Origin of the sequence: Xanthomarina sp. F2636L, from assembly GCF_026410195.1 — a bacterium.
Lineage (GTDB): Bacteria > Bacteroidota > Bacteroidia > Flavobacteriales > Flavobacteriaceae > Xanthomarina.
On the sequence record NZ_JAPMLM010000072.1, the window covers coordinates 74605 to 93467 of the forward strand.

Sequence of the window (18863 nt, forward strand, 5' to 3'; positions counted from 1 at the left end):
AACGATAATTTTAAATTTGAATTATCCACATTTAGAAGATCCGCAATCCTTACAGGTTAAACAACCTTCTTGATAAATTAAGTTAACAGAACTACAGTTAGCACAAGTTTGCCCTTTAGCTTGAGTACCATCTTCCACATAACGTTTAATGGCACGAACTACACCATTTTTCCAGGTATTGATAGACTCATTATCCAATTGTAAACTATTAATTAAATCTACAATCTTATCAATTGGCATTCCATGACGCAAGGTACTTGAAATTAGTTTAGCATAATTCCAATACTCTGGATTGAACTTATGAGACAATCCTTCAATAGTGGTTTTATATCCTCTTTTATTTTGATATTGAAAATCGTAACGTGATGTTCCGTCTTCATTTCTGTTTTTAATAATCACACCATTGTTTGCCCAACGAGGGATTAAAATTCCATCTTCATCGTCTGCTAATCCAGTAAAGACTTCATAAGGTTTTCCATCTATCAAACCAATAAAAGCAATCCATTTATCTTTATTATTTTGAAAACGAACTACATCTGCATTTAATACCTGTGGACGTTTGGTTGGGAAAGCCGTTAGCACTTCTTGAGTCTCGTCTTCTTGTTTTTCTTCATTAGAAATTAACACTCCAGAACGTGAACCATCTCTATAAACTGTCACTCCTTTACAACCTGCTTCCCAAGCTTCTAGATATAATTGCCCTACTAATTCTTCTGTAGCATCGTTTGGTAAATTAATGGTGACACTTATGGAATGGTCTACCCATTTTTGTACAGCACCTTGCATACTTACTTTGCTCATCCAATCTACATCGTTGGAAGTGGCTTTATAATATGGCGATTTTTTAACCATAGCATCCAATTCCTTCTGGTCGTAATTATCTGAGACTTTATAACCATTAACTTCCATCCATTGTTTAAATCTATGATGAAACACCACGTATTCTTCCCAAGAATCTCCTACTTCATCTACAAAATCTACACGTACGTTTTTATCGTTTGGGTTTACTTTTCTTCTACGTTTGTAAACCGGCATAAAAACAGGTTCAATTCCAGAAGAGGTTTGCGTCATTAAACTAGTTGTCCCTGTTGGAGCAATGGTTAACAAGGCAATATTTCTACGTCCATGTTCTAACATTTCGTAATACAACTTGTCGTCTGCTTCTTTTAAACGTTGAATAAACGGGTTATTTTTCTCACGTTCAGCATCAAAAATAGCGAAAGCCCCTCTGTCTTTAGCTGCATAAACCGATGCTCTATACGCTTCAATTCCTAAAGTTTTATGTACTTCTACTGAAAACGCATTTCCTTTTTCGCTTCCATATTTAATACCCAAAGCTGCTAGCATATCCCCTTCTGCAGTAATGCCTATTCCAGTTCTTCGTCCTTCGTTTGCTTTGGTTTGAATATTTAGCCACAAATTTCTTTCGGTTGCTTTTACCTCATCTACTTCCGGATCTGCATCAATTTTAGCGATAATGGCATCGATTTTCTCAAGTTCTAAATCGATAATATCGTCCATGATACGTTGTGCTACATGAATGTGCTTTTTAAACAAGTCGAAGTTGAAGCTAGCCTTATCTGTAAACGGATTTTCAACATAAGAAAACAAGTTGATAGCTAACAAACGACAAGAATCGTAAGGACACAATGGAATTTCGCCACAAGGATTTGTTGAAACGGTTTTATACCCTAAATCTGCGTAGCAATCCGGAACCGATTCATTGATGATAGTGTCCCAAAATAAAATACCTGGTTCTGCCGATTTCCATGCATTATGAACTATTTTTTTCCAAATTTTATTCGCCTCAATAGTTTTTGAAAACTTAGGATTCTCACTAAAAATTGGATATTTCTGAGTATAGGTTGAATTCGACTTTACAGCTTTCATAAACTCGTCGTCAATTCTTACTGAAACATTTGCGCCAGTAACTTTACCTTGCTCCAATTTTGCATCGATAAAATCTTCTGAATCTGGATGATTGATAGACACCGATAACATTAAAGCACCACGACGCCCATCTTGAGCTACTTCTCGCGTAGAATTAGAATAACGTTCCATAAATGGCACAATTCCAGTAGATGTTAAAGCTGAATTTTTTACTGGAGACCCTTTAGGGCGAATATGAGACAAATCGTGACCAACACCTCCACGGCGTTTCATAAGCTGTACTTGTTCCTGATCGATTTTCATAATACCTCCATAGGAATCTGAATCTCCTTCGTTCCCAATAACAAAACAGTTTGATAGCGAAGCAATTTGGTATGGATTTCCAATTCCAGCCATGGGACTTCCTTGAGGTACTATGTATTTAAAATCTTTAATTAAATCGAAAATAGTTTCCTCCGACAAAGGATTCGGGTAGCGCGACTCGATTCTTGCAATTTCTTTAGCAATTCGCTTATGCATATCGTTTGGCGTTAACTCGTATAGATTCCCTTCAGAATCTTTTAAAGCATATTTATTTATCCAAACGCGAGCAGCTAAATCGTCGCCATTAAAGTATTTTACAGAAGCTTCGAAAGCGTCTTCTTGAGAGTATGTTTTTGGAAGGTCTTTCAGTTGGGTTTGTACGCTCATTATTATGTCTTGTATTAAAATATTTTGTTTTTGTAATATGATGTAAATTAAACAAAAATTTTACACTTAATATATGACCAAAATCATAAAGTTTACAAGAAAAAAATACAACTATTTGTTTATCAGGTATTTAATTATTTATCAACAATAAATAGTTAACAAATTTTTTATTTTACTTAAAAGTCAACAACCACACCAATACCTAGGATTTGTTTCCATTGCACTAGAGCTCCCTTGGTTTCATACTCGTCTTCTACATCTGTTTCCACAAATGTTTTTACATCGTTATCGTACTTAAGATGCGAACCAAAATTAGCTTTTATAAAATTATTTACTCTAAAATCGAAATTAATTTGCCAATCGATATCGATATTCCCAAAATCGTTTAAATAATCGGTATAAAAACTCACATAATTTCCAAGAAAAACATTTTCAAATATTTGAGCTTCATAAGCACTTGTTAACAAGATTCCTACTTCATTTCTAACTCGCTCTCCTTTTGAGACCATATTACCTTCACTATCATATACGGCTGGGGTAACCCCGAAAGATCCAGCATTTGCTAATTTATCGTCTAAAACAAAAGTTGTCTTAATGGTTAATGGCGAAAAATACACCGAGAATCTGTCGATATTTTTTCCATACTCAATCCCTCCTCCAATAAACATATAACCAGGTGCCATAAATTTAGATAATACATTGGTGTCATCTGGATAATTATACCCTTCAGTAAATTGTGATTTAAAATTAAATCTTGCTGAATAAAACCAATTGGTATATTCATCTTTTCTAAAACCAAGAGTTGAACTAATATCTATAATATCATCCGTCTTTCTCAAACCTTGATTTTCTTGCTTATTAACACCGTACCGCGTTACCAAAAGACTGCTCCAGATTAAGTGTTTATAACGATATTTTAAAGCGCTATCAAAATTAAGTAATACCGAAATGGAGTTGCTTCCTCCAGAATTCCAGTTTACAAACGCCACCTCACTCATAAGCAGACTAGCTTTGTTTTTGTGGGTCCATTTTGGAATGTTTATATTCTCGATTTTAAAAAACAAAGAATCTGGTTGCGCGAATGCAAATTGAAAGCTAACAATAAAGAAAACAAAAACAAACTTCTTCACTAATCCTGGGTTTTACACTTAATACACAAACTCTCCAAACTCACTAGAAATGGTAAGCTTCTTTTTCTCTGAAGCTTCCACACGTCCAATAATTTGAGCATCTACCTTAAAAGATTTTGAAATAGCAATGATATCTTGAGCTACTTCTGGAGACACATATAATTCCATACGATGTCCACAATTAAACACTTGATACATTTCTTTCCAATTGGTTTTAGATTGCTCTTGAATAAGCTTAAACAACGGAGGAACAGGGAACATATTATCTTTTACAATATGTAAGTTATCTATAAAGTGAAGGATTTTAGTTTGCGCTCCTCCACTACAGTGAATCATACCGTGAATAGAATCGCTATGATATTGGGATAATATTTTTTTAATAATTGGCGCATAGGTTCTCGTTGGAGATAACACCAACTTCCCAGCATCTAAAGGAGAATTTTCTACTTTATCTGTTAGTTTTACTTGTCCTGAATAAACCAAATTCTCAGGAACAGAAGCATCGAAACTTTCAGGATATTTTTTAGCTAGATAATTATGGAATACATCATGCCTTGCAGAAGTTAATCCGTTACTACCCATACCTCCATTATAGTCTTTTTCGTAAGAAGCTTGTCCAAAAGATTCCAGCCCAACTATTACGTCTCCAGGCTGAATATTTGCATTATCTATAACATCACTACGTTTTAACCTAGCAGTAACAGTAGAATCCACAATAATGGTTCGAACTAAATCGCCAACATCGGCTGTTTCTCCACCAGTTGAATGAACTGTAACTCCAAAAGATTTTAATTCTGAAATAAGCTCTTCGGTTCCATTAATAATTGCAGAAATAACGTCTCCAGGTATCAGGTTTTTATTTCTACCAATAGTTGAAGAAAGCATGATGTTATCTGTAGCACCAACACATAGCAAATCGTCTACATTCATGATAAGAGCATCCTGAGCAATGCCTTTCCAAACTGATATATCGCCAGTTTCTTTCCAATACATATAGGCTAAAGAACTTTTAGTTCCTGCTCCATCTGCATGCATTACCAAACAGTAATCTGTATCGTTTGTTAAATAATCTGGTACAATTTTACAAAAGGCATTAGGAAAAAGACCTTTGTCGATGTTTTTTATAGCGTTATGCACATCCTCTTTTGAGGCAGAAACACCTCTTTGCGAATATCTTTTACTTATTTCTCCACTCATGAAATTGGTTTGAAGTGCAAAAGTAAGAATTGTAATTTAGTTAATCGTTAATAATAGGGTTGGAATTGATAACAGTAGGCACGTTAGCCTTAGTTTTAACTTTTCTTTTAGAACTTCCAAAATAAAAATTCATCCCTAATGCCATTCTCCAATATACATCGTCTGAATCTCCATAAATTCTCCCGTCTAGCTCGTCGCTATAAACATAGTTATAATCGGAAAATAATTTAAGACCTATTTTATCTGTAACAATATACTCTAAGCCCAAACCTCCTTGCATTTTAGCATCTATTTGATCAAAATAATTTGCTGCATTTAAACCTCCTCCAACATAAATGTATGGAGAGAACCTTTTATTTGGAAAAATGGTCGATTCAACATTCACATCAAAAGACATAAAACCCTCATTCAAAACATCTTGATAAGCTAAGTTGAACTTGTTGTAACTAAAATTGACATTTAAATAAGGAATGATATATCTTTTATAGCCAACATGGAAATATATTTCGAATTCTGGGTTTGCATAGTCTCCATTTGGAACTGAAGAACCTACAGCCATATCTATGGCATTATTACCTCTTAGGTGATAAAACTCTTGTTTGAAATTTGATTTTTTTTGTGCCCAAACATTTAAACCACTTAATCCAATAAAAACCACAAAAAACCATTGGACAAAAAGCTGTCTCTTCTTCATTTCTAACAATTTATTTTTATTGTTTGATTACAATTTTTGGCTGCAATATAGCAAATAATCAATTAGTTAAATATTTAAGCATTTTTCAGTTTCAAAAAGCAAGATTATTATATAAAAAAAACACTAATTTCTTAAAAGATTTTATTCTTTAAAAAAATTAGTGTTTTCTAAAACCTAATAAATAGGTTTCTCAAATAATTTAATGTTATAAAATTAAAAACAATTTTAATTTAAAATTTCGATTGCTGATGAACGATTAAATCTTGCTGCGATTCAACCTTTTTACTCTCACTGTTTCGTTGCGAAAAAATGAAGGTTGCAGCCATAAGCATCAGAACACTTATAATGAGCCTTTTCATGTTAATTTGTATAATTGATTAATAGCACTGCTAAAATACTAAAAAGCAGTCTATTTTATTAACCAAAAACTAACTTTTCGTTGACATACAAATTAAATCAGACCAAATACATTTTCTTTATTTAAATCAAAAGAGTCCTGACATACAGGACTCTATAATTGCATTAAAATTTTGAATAATTACTATTTAGTAAATAATAATTCTCTGTATTTTGTTAGTGGCCAAAGTTCATCATCAACCAACAATTCTAGTTTGTCACAATGGTATCTAATTTCGTCAAAAAATGGCTTTACCTTAAAGCAATATGCGTCTGCTTTGTCTTCAATGATTTCTATGTGATTAGCTTCTTTTCTGGCGTTAATCATTTTAGTTACATTTGAATTAATAGATGCTATATGTCCAGAAATTTCTTCAATTAAAGTCATTTGTTCTCCAGCAAGTTTCTTAAACCCATCTCCATAAATTTCTTTTAAACCACTTACGTTCTCAATTAAAACATTTTGATATTTAACAGCTATTGGAACTACGTGATTTCTAGCAATATCTCCCAACACACGTCCTTCAATTTGAATATGCATGACATAATCTTCCATTTCAACCTCGTAACGCGAAATACTTTCAACCCTATTCAAGACTTTTAGATCTTCAAACATCTTTATAGTCTTTTCAGAAATCTTTGCCTTCAAAGCTTCAGGAGTTGTTTTATAATTACTTAAACCTCTTCGTTTAGCTTCTATTTCCCATTCTTCACCATAGCCATTTCCTTCAAACAAAATATTTTTAGATTTTTTAATATACTCTCTTAAGACATTAAATATGGCTTCGTCTTTCTTTAAACCTTTACCTTTCTTATCTATTAAGGCATCTACTTCTGCTTTAAACTTTATTAACTGATTGGCAACAATGGTGCTTAAAACCGTCATTGGTTTACCACAGTTGGCAGTAGACCCTACAGCTCTAAATTCGAACTTATTGCCGGTAAAAGCAAAAGATGAAGTCCTATTTCTATCTGTATTATCCAATAAAATTTCAGGAATCTTACCAACCACATTTAATTTAAGATCTGTTTTTTCTTCAGGTGAAAGTTTACCATTGGTAACATTTTCCAGTTCGTCAAGCACACGGGTTAGTTGTTCACCAATAAAAACAGATATAATAGCAGGAGGCGCTTCGTTTGCCCCCAGTCTATGATCGTTACTAGCAGAAGCAATTGAAGCTCTTACTAACTCTTCGTTTTCGTTTACAGCTTTTATGGTATTTATAAAGAAGGTTAAAAATTGCAGGTTACTCATTGGAGTTTTTCCAGGCCCTAATAAATTTACACCTGTATTGGTACTTAAACTCCAGTTATTATGTTTTCCAGATCCGTTAACACCTTTAAAAGGTTTCTCATGAAACAACACCTTAAAATCGTGACGTTCTGCAACTCTGTCCATTAAATCCATAAGCAAAGAGTTGTGATCTACTGCCAAATTAGCTTCATCGTAAACAGGTGCTAGCTCAAATTGGTTTGGAGCTACTTCGTTATGACGTGTTTTAACAGGAATACCTAATAACATACATTCGGTTTCCAGATCACGCATAAATTGCATGGCTCTTTTTGGAATGGTTCCGAAATAGTGGTCATCTAATTGTTGTCCTTTTGCAGAAGAATGCCCTAAAAGGGTTCTACCAGTTAAAAGAATATCTGGCCTCGAAGCCGCTAAGCCACGGTCGATTAAGAAGTATTCTTGCTCCCACCCCAAAGACGTGTTGACTTTTTTAACATTTTTATCGAAATACTTACATACGTCCACAGCAGCGCTATCAATAGCTTGCAAAGCACGCAATAAAGGAGTTTTATAATCTAAAGCTTCTCCTGTATAAGACACAAATACTGTGGGAATACATAAAGTGGTACCATATATAAAAGCTGGTGATGTTGGATCCCAAGCCGTATAACCACGAGCTTCGAAAGTGTTTCTAATACCACCATTTGGAAAACTAGAAGCATCTGGTTCTTGTTGTACTAATTGTCCTCCACCAAATTTTTCAATAGCTCGGCCATTGCCTATTGGTTCAAAAAAAGCATCATGCTTTTCTGCAGTGGCACCTGTTAAAGGCTGAAACCAATGTGTATAATGAGTAACACCTTTAGAAATAGCCCATTCTTTCATACCTGTTGAAATATGATCCGCAACGACTCTTTCTATCTTTGTACCATTTAAAACAGCATCCATAACACTTACAAAAGCTTCTTTGGTCAGATACTGACGCATTTTATCTTCGTTAAATACGTTTCTACCAAAAAGAGCAGATCTACGTTCGTTTTCTTCTATTTTAATAGGTTTTTTATTAAGCGCTTGCTTAATGGCGTAAAATCTTAATGTAGACATAATATGTTTGTTAGTTTGAAATTTTATGAGACAAAGTTATAAAAAAAATGCTTTTACACAGCATACACCCCTAAAAAAATAGGGCTCAACTGTTAAAAATCACAAATAAAACAAATTAGACCCTACTTAATCTGCAGAAAAAGCTGAATAAACAAAGAATATGTAAGCGCCAAGAATAATAAATCCTTTCAACCTTCCTATTTCAAACTTTTTAGGTAAAAGCATAAAAGGGATTAAGATAGCAGAAAAACCAATCATCCAAAAAATATCGTTTGTAAGTAGTTTCGGATTGACTAAATTTATAGGTTGAATCATGGCTGTTAAACCAAGAACAGAAGAAATATTAAAAATATTTGAACCTATTAAATTTCCAAGGGAAATAGCTTTTTCTTGTTTTATTGCTGCAATTACTGAAGCCGCAAGCTCTGGTACGCTAGTTCCAATAGCAACCATAGTTACTGAAATAACACGCTCGCTTACCCCATAAGAAAGCGCCATTTCTTTGGCTCCAAAAACCAGCCAAGAACTCCCAAAATAAAGAGCAGCTCCTCCAATGAGCAACCAAACAACAATTTTAAAGTTAGATGTTTGCTGTAAGGCATCATCAACTTCGTCAATAGCTTCTTCATTTTCGCCTTTAGATTTTTTTATCAATACAACTAAGAAGATGATGAGTGAAACAAAAAGTATTAAGCCTTCTGTAAAATTAAGCACCCCTCCACTTCTAAGAAAGAAATACAAAACAATGGACAAGAGCATCATCATTGGCCAATTGAGTTTATAAAAATCGCTACTGATAGCTAAAGGCGCAATAATAGCTGTGATTCCTAACACCAAACCAATATTGGCTATATTAGAACCTATCACATTTCCTAAAGCTATATCTGGAGAACCATCTAAAGCTGCCTGCAAACTAACCAAAAGTTCTGGAGCAGAGGTTGCAAAAGACACAACCGTCATACCAATTACTAATTTAGATATATTGAATTTAAAGGATAGAGAAACTGAAGATCGTACTAAAAACTCTCCTCCTACAACCAACAAGATTAAACCAAGAACGATCCAAATTAAGCTCATAAATTATTTTTTCGCGAAGATAACATTTCCGATGGAAAGTTTAAAAAAACTATAAGCTTCATTAAATTACTATATTGGGTATTATAAAATTATAACATAGACAGACTTCTCTGCTAATTTAAATAAGATTAAAAATAAGCAGATTAAGAAATGTATATTTTCTAAATTTTAGAATAGTAAATAAGTACGAAACTTTTAAATATAAAAAATCCCAAACTCTCGTTTGGGATTTTTTTATAACTTGATAATTCTATTATTTAATCAAAATCTTTTTAACAACGGATTTCCCTTCAGAAGTTAATTTAACTAAATACAAACCACTAGTAAAATTTAAATCTATATAAGAATTATCTTGAAGTTTTTGAGACATTAACTGTCGTCCTTCAACAGAAAAAATATCTATTTTAGTTTCAGCATTAATGCCATTTACAAACAATCTTCCGTTTGTAGGATTTGGAAACAAACTCACTTTTAATTCTTCTTGTTCTTCAATACTTAAGTTCTGTTCCCAAGACTCTCCAACCATATTTCCCCAGATATATTCTATTAAATCCGGTTGATCGATAAACGGATTTCTATTAAACTGCCAATTATACACCACATTATTCCTATTCATTTCATAATCGTCTGGAGGATCGTTTCTATGCCATTCCAACAAGGTCTGTAAATCCCCAAACTCACCAACATTTCCATCAGGATACCCATTAACAATTTCTAGTCCGTTGTATCTTACAGCCAAATAAAATACGCCACGAGCAACATCTCCTTTAAAGCCTCCAAGTGTTCCAGTTGGCCCATTATATTGTCCGTAAAACTGATTTCCACGACTACTGTTTTCTGGTCCATCTACAGCTCTTAACGCATGAGCATCTGAATTTCCATGACGTAACGAATCGGCTTTGGTTTCCCAAAACACATCTACACCATCTGCAATTTCATCTTCTTCAATACTGTAATATCCAGCACGAGACCTAGGAAAAGTATGCTCTCTATTCCAAGTACCTGTATTTACAGAGGTAGTTTGAAAATCTAATTTGGCTCTCCCTTGTTCTAAATATACTAACCAAACTTGATTGCTATTTTCAGGATTTTGGTCTGCTTCTTTTAAAACATCTACCATATCCGCATAAGTTTGTGCTCTTACCACATTTGGATCTGCAATAATATCTTGCAATGCCTGACGTAAACCTACATCTGCCAAACCATCTAAACTGTTATAATAACCAGCAGGTTCTGTGCTTGATACAAACTCATACGTTGAATTTAATGGTGTTCCGAAAGGTGCTACCGTAAAATCGTTATCAATTACTCGAAGCTTTAAAAAGTTATTGTAAGGCACAAATGGCCATTGTAAATCTGTGAATTTAATAATAGGCTCTTCATCTCCTTCATCTAACTCATCATCTATAATCGTTATGGTAGTTATAACGCTATCTTGTCCTGCAGGAATTGTAAGCGTAGTACTTCCTGTAAAATCGTCTGTGTTGAAACCGTAATTATTCAACGAAATAGAAAAAACTAGATCTTCCGTAACATTTTGCTGAGCTGTAAAAGTTATATCAAAAACATCGCCTTCATTATATTGAGTTTGTAAGGTGGATATTGAAACGGCATTAAAAATCTCTCCACTACCATCGTTCAACAACCTAGGAGTTGGAGAACCTACTGTGTAACTTCCATCGTTATTACGTTGTATAGAGTTGGAATTGTTTCCTGGACCTTCGTTTATTTGCTCTGTAACCCCCAGAAGTGCCATAAGTTCTGTGTCGTCTGCATCATTTGTACCGTAAACCAAAGCATCTATTAAATTGGTTTGTGCGGCTTGAGTTCCTTCGGGGAAATCTGTGTCATCTCCCAAATAAATAGCCACAGCATCTGCACCATTCTGAATGACATTTGCTGCAATTAATAATTGTGGAAATGGTACAACAGCGTCACTCCCAATTAAAAGCAACCCATTATTATCAGTCATATAACCATCTAAATCTATGGTGAAATAACTTGAATCTGCACCAGAACTTGAACCATTAAAGAGCACAATTACATAGCCATCTAAAGAAGCATTTGGTACATCAGATTTTAATTCTATAAACTCTTTATCGTCGATTCCTGGAGTGTCGCAATCCAGTTCGTTTATTACTATTTGAGAGTAAGAAAGTTGTCCTAAAACTAGGAAAGTTAATAAAGTAATTAATTGTTTCATGAAAGGAAAATTTTAGCAAATGTAATCAACTCTTAGCCTTTTATAAATTATATGAATTAGTAATTGATTAATTTTAACATTTTAAGAATAAAAAAAGGTATGTATCTTTACAAAAATTATGAAAAAGAAACTCTTTAAAATTTTGGCTAGAATAAACAAAGCCATCCTACCAAGTTTTACAAAGCAAAGGTTAGATTTAAGTAAAGCTAGCAAATTTCAAATGGCTATTTTTGGCTGGAAATTGTATGTCACAAAAAATGCATTAGATTAATTCATTTTTTTTTGAAGTTTCATTAAAAAAGGAATATATTTGCATCCTCAAAATCGGCCTCGTGGCGCAACTGAATAGCGCACTTGATTACGGCTCAAGAGGTTACAGGTTTGAATCCTGTCGAGGTCACAATTACTTAGAAACCACATTCTTTTATAGAATGTGGTTTCCTTTTATTATATACTTTGTAAAACTCACAAAAATTATTTTTTTTCCATATAAAACAAACTTTAACAACACTTTAGTTTTAATAAATTTAAAAGAAGCATAACTAAATGTAAATTTGTTAAAAAGGACATGGAACGAGAAAAGACTCTTTGGACTATTGGACATTCTACGCGAGCAGAAGTAGAGTTTCTCAATCTACTTCATTCTTTTCAAATTAAGCAATTAATTGATGTAAGACGATTTCCTAGCTCCAGAAAATTCCCTCATTTTAATAAAGAGAATCTAGAAGTGGTGATACCAAAAAATGGAGTTACATATATTCATCTTGAAAGCTTGGGTGGACGGAGAAAAGCGAACCCCGATTCAAAGAATACTGTTTGGAATCATCCATCGTTTAGAGGTTACGCCGATTATATGGAAACTGAGAATTTTAGAAAAGCCTTTGATAACTTGCAAAAACTAGCGCTCAAAAAATCATCGGCCATTATGTGCTCAGAAGCTGTGTGGTGGCGCTGTCACCGTTCTATGATTGCAGACAAGTTAAAAGTAGCGGATTGGCAGGTATTACATATTCTAGGGGAAAATCAACTTCAAGAACATCCGTATACCAAACCGGCAAAAATAGTAAGCGGGCAATTAAACTATCACTAAACAAACAGTAACCATTTATCAAAATTTAAAAAGCCTTCTTATGAAAAAAAAACAAATATTTTACTTAACGGAGCTTCAGGAACCGTTGGTTTTGAATCCTTAAAACAGCTAATAAGGTTTCGCTCCTAAAATAATTGGAGCTTCTGTTTTTAAAAAACCCATTAAATGGCATTTATTATAACAATCTGAGCCCTACGAGGCTTTTAAACTGAAAGACTAAAAACAGATGCAACATTATTTCAATTAAAACAAAACTCATGAATTCCATACTTATATTTTTTTCTTTTTTATTCGGATTTTTCTCTAATGAAAACCCAAAATTAATCGTTAATATTCAAAATATTCAATCACTTCAAGGTGACATTTTAATTGGAGTTTATAATTCTGAAGAAGGTTTTTTAGGTGATGAGACCGTGATTAAAGAATATAAAATAACTGTAAATAAAACAACTGAGAGTTTTATAATAACCGATTTACCTATTGGAAATTATGCCATTTCCCTATTTCACGATGAAAACTCTGACGGAGTTTGTAATCTAAATTTTATAGGCATCCCTAAAGAGCCTTATGGGTTTTCTAATAATTATAAACCCAAATTTTCAGCACCTAAATTTAAAGATTGTAAATTCTCTCTTCTTAAAAATCAAGAATTAGATATTAAATTAATAAATTAACCAAAACTTAATAATACAAACCAATTAAAACAATATCATTATGGAAACATCCTTTTTAAAATCAATTAAAGAAGCTATTAAACATTGGTATATCCCTCTACTTGTAGGAGTTTTCTTTGTTATAGTAAGTATCGTGGTATTCACCTCTCCAGCTGGATCTCTACTTACTTTATCTATTCTTTTTGCATTCTCCTTTTTATTCGGAGGTTTGTCGGAAGTTGTATTTTCAATTGTTAACAGACATCAATTAGAAAATTGGGGCTGGTCTTTAGCTTTTGGAATTATCACCTTTATTGTAGGTACTTCCCTTTTAATTCATCCAGCATTATCTATGACTGTTCTGGCGTTTTATATCGGGTTTATTATTCTATTCCGTTCAGTAGCTGCTATCAGTTTTGCGCTTGATATTAAAAGATATGGAAGTAAAAATTGGGGTATTCTATTAGCTCTTGGTATTTTAGGGTCTGTCTTTTCATTTATATTAATTTGGAATCCGGTATTTGTTGGAATGAGTGTAGTTATCCTAATAGCATTAAGTTTTTTAATTGCTGGTCTTTTTAGCATCTATTTATCCTTGCAATTACGCAAACTACATAAATCCTCTAAAACCATATCTGCTAAATTAAAAGCACGTTACGATGATTTAATGGAAGACATTCGGGACGAATGGGAGGATTAATAAGCAATTATTGATTTAGTTTGAATAACCATAAAACATACATATTTCACTCAGATTTATACTTAAAACAAATATTATGGATACTTCAAAATTTTTCGATTTAAAAAATAAAACAGCTATCATTACAGGTGGAGCAGCTGGAATAGGTAAAGCATGTTGCGAAATTTTAGCAGCATATGGAGCAAACGTTGTTGTTTCAGATTACAATTTAGAGGCTGCCGAAAAAACAGCTAAAGAAATTAATGCAAATGGTGGAAAAGCCATAGCAATAGATTGTAACGTACTGGATGACGATGCTCTGGTAAATCTAGTGGATAAAACTGTTAAAGAGTTTGGAAGCATAGAAATCTTGGTTAATAATGTTGGTGGCGGTGGCGCTGGCAAAGAAAGTCCTTATGATATTGAAGTAAAACAATTCAAAAAGGTTTTTGATATGAATGTGTTTAGCATGTGGAGACTGTGTCAGTTAGTAGCACCGCACATGAAAAAAGCGGGTTATGGAAGTATCATTAATATGTCTTCTATGGCTTCTATAAACACAAGTCCTGCAATTAGTGCTTATGCGTCGTCTAAAGCTGCAATTAATCACATGACACGTAATTTAGCTTACGATTATGGCCCAGATAATATTAGAATGAATGCTATTGGACCAGGAGCAACAAGGACACATGCTTTAAGCACCGTTTTAACACCAGAAATAGAAAAAGCCATGCTTAAACATACGCCAATTCATAGATTAGGTGAAGCAGTGGATATTGCAGGAGCCGTACTTTATTTTGCAGCACCAATTTCTAGCTGGACTAGCGGACAGGTTATCTTTATTAATGGCGGGGGAGAACAAACTTTAGATATGTAGTATTATTTCATTAAAGAATTAGAATAATACATTTTAAAAAAGACGATTATTGATATGTAATCGTCTTTTTCATTTATAAAACATCAAATTATCTTGTTTCAGTCTATAAACAACGTTTTTCAAGTAACTTTTCATCTCCCTTAATTAGGTTACTCTTAGCAAATACCTTATCTTATCGACTTCGGTATAAGGCCATCGACGGACTCAAAGAAAACTATAAATACAGTGTTTTTTTTAGTAGTTGAAGTCTTCCTAACTGCTACTCGCAGTCATTTACCTAATAACATAGTTAATAATAGTCTGTATGGGAATCCTGTACGGACTTATAAATTTATATAATATATATGAAAAAAACACGTATTGGAATTATTGGCGCTGGACCCAGTGGTTTGGCACAACTTAGAGCATTTGAAGCTGCAAAAAAAGAAGGACATGATGTGCCTGAGATTGTCTGTTTTGAAAAACAAAGTAACTGGGGTGGTATGTGGAATTACTCGTGGAGAACTGGTGTTGGTAAATATGGAGAACCAATTCACGGGAGTATGTATAAATATCTTTGGTCCAATGGTCCTAAAGAGTGTTTAGAATTTTCTGATTACTCTTTTGACGAGCATTTTAAAAAGCCTATTTCATCCTATCCTCCAAGACCTGTTCTATTCGATTATATCCAAGGAAGGATTAAAAAAAATAAGGTTCGCGATTATATTCGTTTCGACACGACAGCACGTTGGGTTAGTTATGATGAAGATGTTAAAAAATTCACTGTTGTTTTAGACGATTTAAAAATTGACAAAACCTATTCCGAAGAATTTGATTATTTAATAGTAGCTTCTGGACATTTCTCCACACCAAATATGCCATATTTTAAAGGTATTGAAAATTTTCCGGGGCAAGTGATGCATGCACACGACTTTCGTGGTGCAGATCCTTTTAAGAATCAAAATCTTTTAATTATAGGAAGTAGCTATTCTGCCGAAGACATTGGAGTTCAATGCCATAAGCATGGCGCAAATTCTGTAACCTTAAGCTATAGAAGTAATCCTATTGGAGTTAACTGGCCTGAGGGAATTAAGGAAGTACCATTGTTGACTCATTTTGAAAATGATACAGCTTTTTTTAAAGATGGTACTTCAGAAAAATTTGACGCCGTAATTATGTGTACAGGGTATCAGCATAAATTTCCATTTCTTCCAGATGAAATGCGCCTAAAAACAAAAAATAATCTCTATCCAGATCATTTGTATAAAGGTATCATCTTTAACAAATTACCACGTCTGATTTATTTAGGGATGCAAGATCAATATTACACTTTTAATATGTTTGATACTCAAGCTTGGTTGGCTAGAGATTATATGATGGGTAACTTTAAACTACCTTCAAAAGCAGAACGCAGACTGGATATTGATAAATGGCTAGAAGAAAACGATAAATTAACTTCAAGTTTCGACCATGTTGATTTTCAAACGGCATATATTCAAGATTTGTTAGCCCTATCTAATTACCCTGATTTTAATGTGGATAAAGTAGCTGTTATGTTTAAAGAATGGCTAAAGGATAAAGATGAAAACATTTTAACCTACAGAGATAAAACCTATCAAAGTGTGGTAACTGGAACTATGGCAGAAACACATCATACAGAATGGATGGACGAATTAGACGATAGTAAGGAACGCTATTTATATCAAGATGAAAGTGAAGAGATGCTTTCTGAAAAATCAGAAATAACCGCTATCTAAGACTTAAAACTTCGGTAGTAAGCAGCGTTAATTATAAATTAAAATTATATTAAAAGCAATTGTATTCAGCAATTGCTTTTTAACTTTGTACCCATGGGGAAACTATTCGAAAATCGTTGGTTTTTATTAATTATCATCGCGCTTACCTGGGGAAGTTCCTTTATTTTAATAAAAAAATCATTAGTAATTTTCACTCCATATCAAATTGGTGCCATTCGTGTTGGAGTTTCTGGATTACTCTTGACATATATAGGAGTACCAGCCTTACTAAAAATGTCTAAAAACACCGTATTTTGGATTATAACTGCAGGTTTCTTTGGAAATTTCTTCCCTATGTTTCTATTTCCTTTAGCCCAAACCCATGTTAGTAGTTCTATGGCTGGGATTTTAGACTCTTTAGTGCCAGCATTTGTATTGATTATAGGTTTTTCTCTCTTTGGAATAAAAAGTAAAACCACTCAAGTTATAGGTGCTCTAATTGGCTTTTTGGGTGCAGCTTGTTTAATGTACTTTTCTGAAACCTCAAGCGAAGATTCACAAATAGCTTATGCCTTATTGATTGTATTGGCAACTGCCTGTTACGCCTTGGCTGCCTTAATTATAAAAATGAAACTAGAACACGTTCCCTCCAAACAACTTTCAGGGAGTGTTTTCAGCATTTGGATGATTCCTTCTTTTTTAATTTTAATTAACACAGGATTTTTCAATACTTTTAATTCAAATCCTGAAACATGGGAAGCTTTGGGGTATTTAGGAATTCTTACTATTTTAGGAACGGCAATTGCAATCATTTTATATTATAAGTTGATTAAAAACACATCGCCCGTATTTGCAAGTAGTGTCACCTATTTATTACCCTTAGTTGCTATTATTTGGGGCCTATTAGATGGTGAAGAATTTTCAATTTGGTATCTTGTAGGAAGTATTTTAATATTTATAGGCATTTACCTAATTAGAGAAAAGAAAAAGAAACCTCAATTGGTTCCAAGATAAAAAATTATTTAAAAATTAACTGACATGACGGAGTTTTTCGAAACCTATAAATCACAATTAATAAGTACTACAATAGTTATTAGCACTGTTGTTATTCTTTATTTTATAACTAACATCATACATAAATGGTTATTAAATAAAGAAAAAAAAATGTTCCCTTCGGCTCCTCTAAGACCAGTTAATATTATTAAACGCATTTTAAATGTTTTATGGTTGGTTTTAGGACTTATAGCCATCGCTTTTATTTTTGTGGATAGTGCAAAAAGTGAAACTCTTATTCACACATTTAAATTAGCTTCATACTTAGGACTTGTTGCAGTTATAACTATTGTTGCAGCTTCCGTTGTTAACATGTGGTTTAAGTATAAAATTCAAGAAAAAATTGACCTTCACTACGATCCCACAAGTTTTAAATTTTTACGCTATGTTGCCGTATTTACCATTTGTTTTGTCGGAGTTTTATTTGGTCTCTTGGCTTTTCCTTCTCTTAAAGGTGTAGCACAAACAGCGCTAGGCGGTGCTGGAGTTATTGCCCTAATTGCTGGGGTTGCATCACAAGAAGCCTTATCCAATTTGGTTGGAGGAGTCTTTATTATTTCGTTTAAACCGTTTAAAATTGGCGACACTGTTAAAGTTACAGATACCATGGTAGGTACTGTTACAGATATAACCTTGCGTCATACCATAATTCGTAATTATGAAAATAAAATGATCGTGATTCCCAATGCCATTATGAATAAAGAAAAATTAATTAATTACGATTTAGGTGAATTAAAATGTTGCGAACGTATTGAAATTGGTATTTCTTATGATAGTGATATAGAATTGGCAAAAAAAATCATGAGAGAAGAATGTGAAAACCATCCGTTAATTTTAGACAATCGTACAGAGTTGGAAAAAAAAGATGGTCTTCCCGTAGTAAAAACTGCCTTAACACAACTTAATGATTCTTCAATGACCATTAGAGCTTGGTCTTGGGCACGAAATTATTCAGATTCTTTTGCTTTAAAATGTGATGTTTTAGAAAGTATTAAAAAGCGCTTTGACAACGAAGGAATAGAAATTCCTTTCCCTTACAGGACCATTGTTATGAAAGATAATCAAGGTAAATAAAAAAAATAATTAACACCCGAATTATAGGCTATTAATGGCTACAACATGACATACTTGAAGAAATATATCCAATCTGACCCTAACTCTAAAAGAAGAAATAAAAATAA

15 protein-coding genes and 1 tRNA gene are annotated in these 18863 nt (G+C 33.3%); 9 read left to right on the forward strand and 7 right to left on the reverse strand.

Annotation, left to right across the window (positions count from 1 at the left end):
• Positions 1 to 21 precede the first annotated feature (21 nt).
• From OS191_RS13980 to OS191_RS14010, 7 genes are all read right to left on the reverse strand, one after another.
• Positions 22 to 2580, reverse strand: coding sequence for an adenosylcobalamin-dependent ribonucleoside-diphosphate reductase (locus OS191_RS13980; protein ID WP_267156337.1), 2559 nt, complete (start codon positions 2578 to 2580; stop codon positions 22 to 24).
• Between the two features lie 176 nt (positions 2581 to 2756).
• Complete coding sequence (locus OS191_RS13985) at positions 2757 to 3710, reverse strand: DUF3078 domain-containing protein (RefSeq protein WP_267156338.1); 954 nt, start codon at positions 3708 to 3710, stop codon at positions 2757 to 2759.
• Between the two features lie 18 nt (positions 3711 to 3728).
• The gene (locus tag OS191_RS13990; protein ID WP_267156339.1) at positions 3729 to 4907 is read right to left on the reverse strand and encodes an AIR synthase related protein; all 1179 of its coding nucleotides are present in this window, start codon (positions 4905 to 4907) and stop codon (positions 3729 to 3731) included.
• Positions 4908 to 4947: 40 nt separating this feature from the next.
• Positions 4948 to 5601, reverse strand: a complete 654-nt coding sequence (locus OS191_RS13995) for a Curli production assembly/transport component CsgG (RefSeq protein ID WP_267156340.1) — start codon at positions 5599 to 5601, stop codon at positions 4948 to 4950.
• Between the two features lie 541 nt (positions 5602 to 6142).
• Positions 6143 to 8335 carry a glutamine synthetase III family protein gene (locus OS191_RS14000; protein ID WP_267156341.1) on the reverse strand — a complete coding sequence of 731 codons (2193 nt, stop codon included), beginning with the start codon at positions 8333 to 8335 and terminating at the stop codon, positions 6143 to 6145.
• 126 nt (positions 8336 to 8461) lie between these two features.
• Positions 8462 to 9412 (reverse strand): calcium/sodium antiporter, encoded by a 951-nt coding sequence (locus OS191_RS14005; RefSeq protein WP_267156342.1) that lies wholly within the window; start codon positions 9410 to 9412, stop codon positions 8462 to 8464.
• A 253-nt stretch (positions 9413 to 9665) separates the two neighbouring features.
• Positions 9666 to 11615, reverse strand: a complete 1950-nt coding sequence (locus OS191_RS14010; protein ID WP_267156343.1) for an endonuclease — start codon at positions 11613 to 11615, stop codon at positions 9666 to 9668.
• A 118-nt stretch (positions 11616 to 11733) separates the two neighbouring features.
• Between OS191_RS14010 and OS191_RS14015 the strand changes: the two genes are divergently transcribed.
• The 9 genes from OS191_RS14015 (at position 11734) to OS191_RS14055 (ending at position 18756) form a co-directional block, all read left to right on the forward strand.
• Positions 11734 to 11886 (forward strand): SsrA-binding protein, encoded by a 153-nt coding sequence (locus OS191_RS14015; protein WP_267156344.1) that lies wholly within the window; start codon positions 11734 to 11736, stop codon positions 11884 to 11886.
• A gap of 55 nt (positions 11887 to 11941) precedes the next feature.
• Positions 11942 to 12015 (forward strand) — tRNA-Arg (locus tag OS191_RS14020).
• 168 nt (positions 12016 to 12183) lie between these two features.
• Positions 12184 to 12705, forward strand: coding sequence for a DUF488 domain-containing protein (locus OS191_RS14025; RefSeq protein ID WP_267156345.1), 522 nt, complete (start codon positions 12184 to 12186; stop codon positions 12703 to 12705).
• Between the two features lie 257 nt (positions 12706 to 12962).
• Positions 12963 to 13379 (forward strand): DUF2141 domain-containing protein, encoded by a 417-nt coding sequence (locus tag OS191_RS14030; RefSeq protein WP_267156346.1) that lies wholly within the window; start codon positions 12963 to 12965, stop codon positions 13377 to 13379.
• Between the two features lie 40 nt (positions 13380 to 13419).
• Positions 13420 to 14058 (forward strand): HdeD family acid-resistance protein, encoded by a 639-nt coding sequence (locus OS191_RS14035; protein WP_267156347.1) that lies wholly within the window; start codon positions 13420 to 13422, stop codon positions 14056 to 14058.
• A gap of 76 nt (positions 14059 to 14134) precedes the next feature.
• Positions 14135 to 14914 (forward strand): glucose 1-dehydrogenase, encoded by a 780-nt coding sequence (locus tag OS191_RS14040; RefSeq protein WP_267156348.1) that lies wholly within the window; start codon positions 14135 to 14137, stop codon positions 14912 to 14914.
• 344 nt (positions 14915 to 15258) lie between these two features.
• Positions 15259 to 16650, forward strand: a complete 1392-nt coding sequence (locus OS191_RS14045) for a trimethylamine monooxygenase (protein WP_267156349.1) — start codon at positions 15259 to 15261, stop codon at positions 16648 to 16650.
• A 93-nt stretch (positions 16651 to 16743) separates the two neighbouring features.
• Complete coding sequence (locus OS191_RS14050; RefSeq protein WP_267156350.1) at positions 16744 to 17643, forward strand: DMT family transporter; 900 nt, start codon at positions 16744 to 16746, stop codon at positions 17641 to 17643.
• A gap of 24 nt (positions 17644 to 17667) precedes the next feature.
• Positions 17668 to 18756, forward strand: coding sequence for a mechanosensitive ion channel family protein (locus OS191_RS14055; protein WP_267156351.1), 1089 nt, complete (start codon positions 17668 to 17670; stop codon positions 18754 to 18756).
• The last annotated feature ends 107 nt before the right edge of the window (positions 18757 to 18863 follow it).

What these genes read in the sequence shown, in the direction of transcription:
- OS191_RS13980 (WP_267156337.1), bottom strand. Translation starts at nt 2,580, where the DNA reads ATGAGCGTACAAACCCAACTGAAAGACCTTCCAAAAACATACTCTCAA.
- OS191_RS13990 (WP_267156339.1), bottom strand. Translation starts at nt 4,907, where the DNA reads ATGAGTGGAGAAATAAGTAAAAGATATTCGCAAAGAGGTGTTTCTGCC.
- OS191_RS13995 (WP_267156340.1), bottom strand. Translation starts at nt 5,601, where the DNA reads ATGAAGAAGAGACAGCTTTTTGTCCAATGGTTTTTTGTGGTTTTTATT.
- OS191_RS14000 (WP_267156341.1), bottom strand. Translation starts at nt 8,335, where the DNA reads ATGTCTACATTAAGATTTTACGCCATTAAGCAAGCGCTTAATAAAAAA.
- OS191_RS14005 (WP_267156342.1), bottom strand. Translation starts at nt 9,412, where the DNA reads ATGAGCTTAATTTGGATCGTTCTTGGTTTAATCTTGTTGGTTGTAGGA.
- OS191_RS14010 (WP_267156343.1), bottom strand. Translation starts at nt 11,615, where the DNA reads ATGAAACAATTAATTACTTTATTAACTTTCCTAGTTTTAGGACAACTT.
- OS191_RS14015 (WP_267156344.1), top strand. Translation starts at nt 11,734, where the DNA reads ATGAAAAAGAAACTCTTTAAAATTTTGGCTAGAATAAACAAAGCCATC.
- OS191_RS14025 (WP_267156345.1), top strand. Translation starts at nt 12,184, where the DNA reads ATGGAACGAGAAAAGACTCTTTGGACTATTGGACATTCTACGCGAGCA.
- OS191_RS14030 (WP_267156346.1), top strand. Translation starts at nt 12,963, where the DNA reads ATGAATTCCATACTTATATTTTTTTCTTTTTTATTCGGATTTTTCTCT.
- OS191_RS14035 (WP_267156347.1), top strand. Translation starts at nt 13,420, where the DNA reads ATGGAAACATCCTTTTTAAAATCAATTAAAGAAGCTATTAAACATTGG.
- OS191_RS14040 (WP_267156348.1), top strand. Translation starts at nt 14,135, where the DNA reads ATGGATACTTCAAAATTTTTCGATTTAAAAAATAAAACAGCTATCATT.
- OS191_RS14045 (WP_267156349.1), top strand. Translation starts at nt 15,259, where the DNA reads ATGAAAAAAACACGTATTGGAATTATTGGCGCTGGACCCAGTGGTTTG.
- OS191_RS14050 (WP_267156350.1), top strand. Translation starts at nt 16,744, where the DNA reads ATGGGGAAACTATTCGAAAATCGTTGGTTTTTATTAATTATCATCGCG.
- OS191_RS14055 (WP_267156351.1), top strand. Translation starts at nt 17,668, where the DNA reads ATGACGGAGTTTTTCGAAACCTATAAATCACAATTAATAAGTACTACA.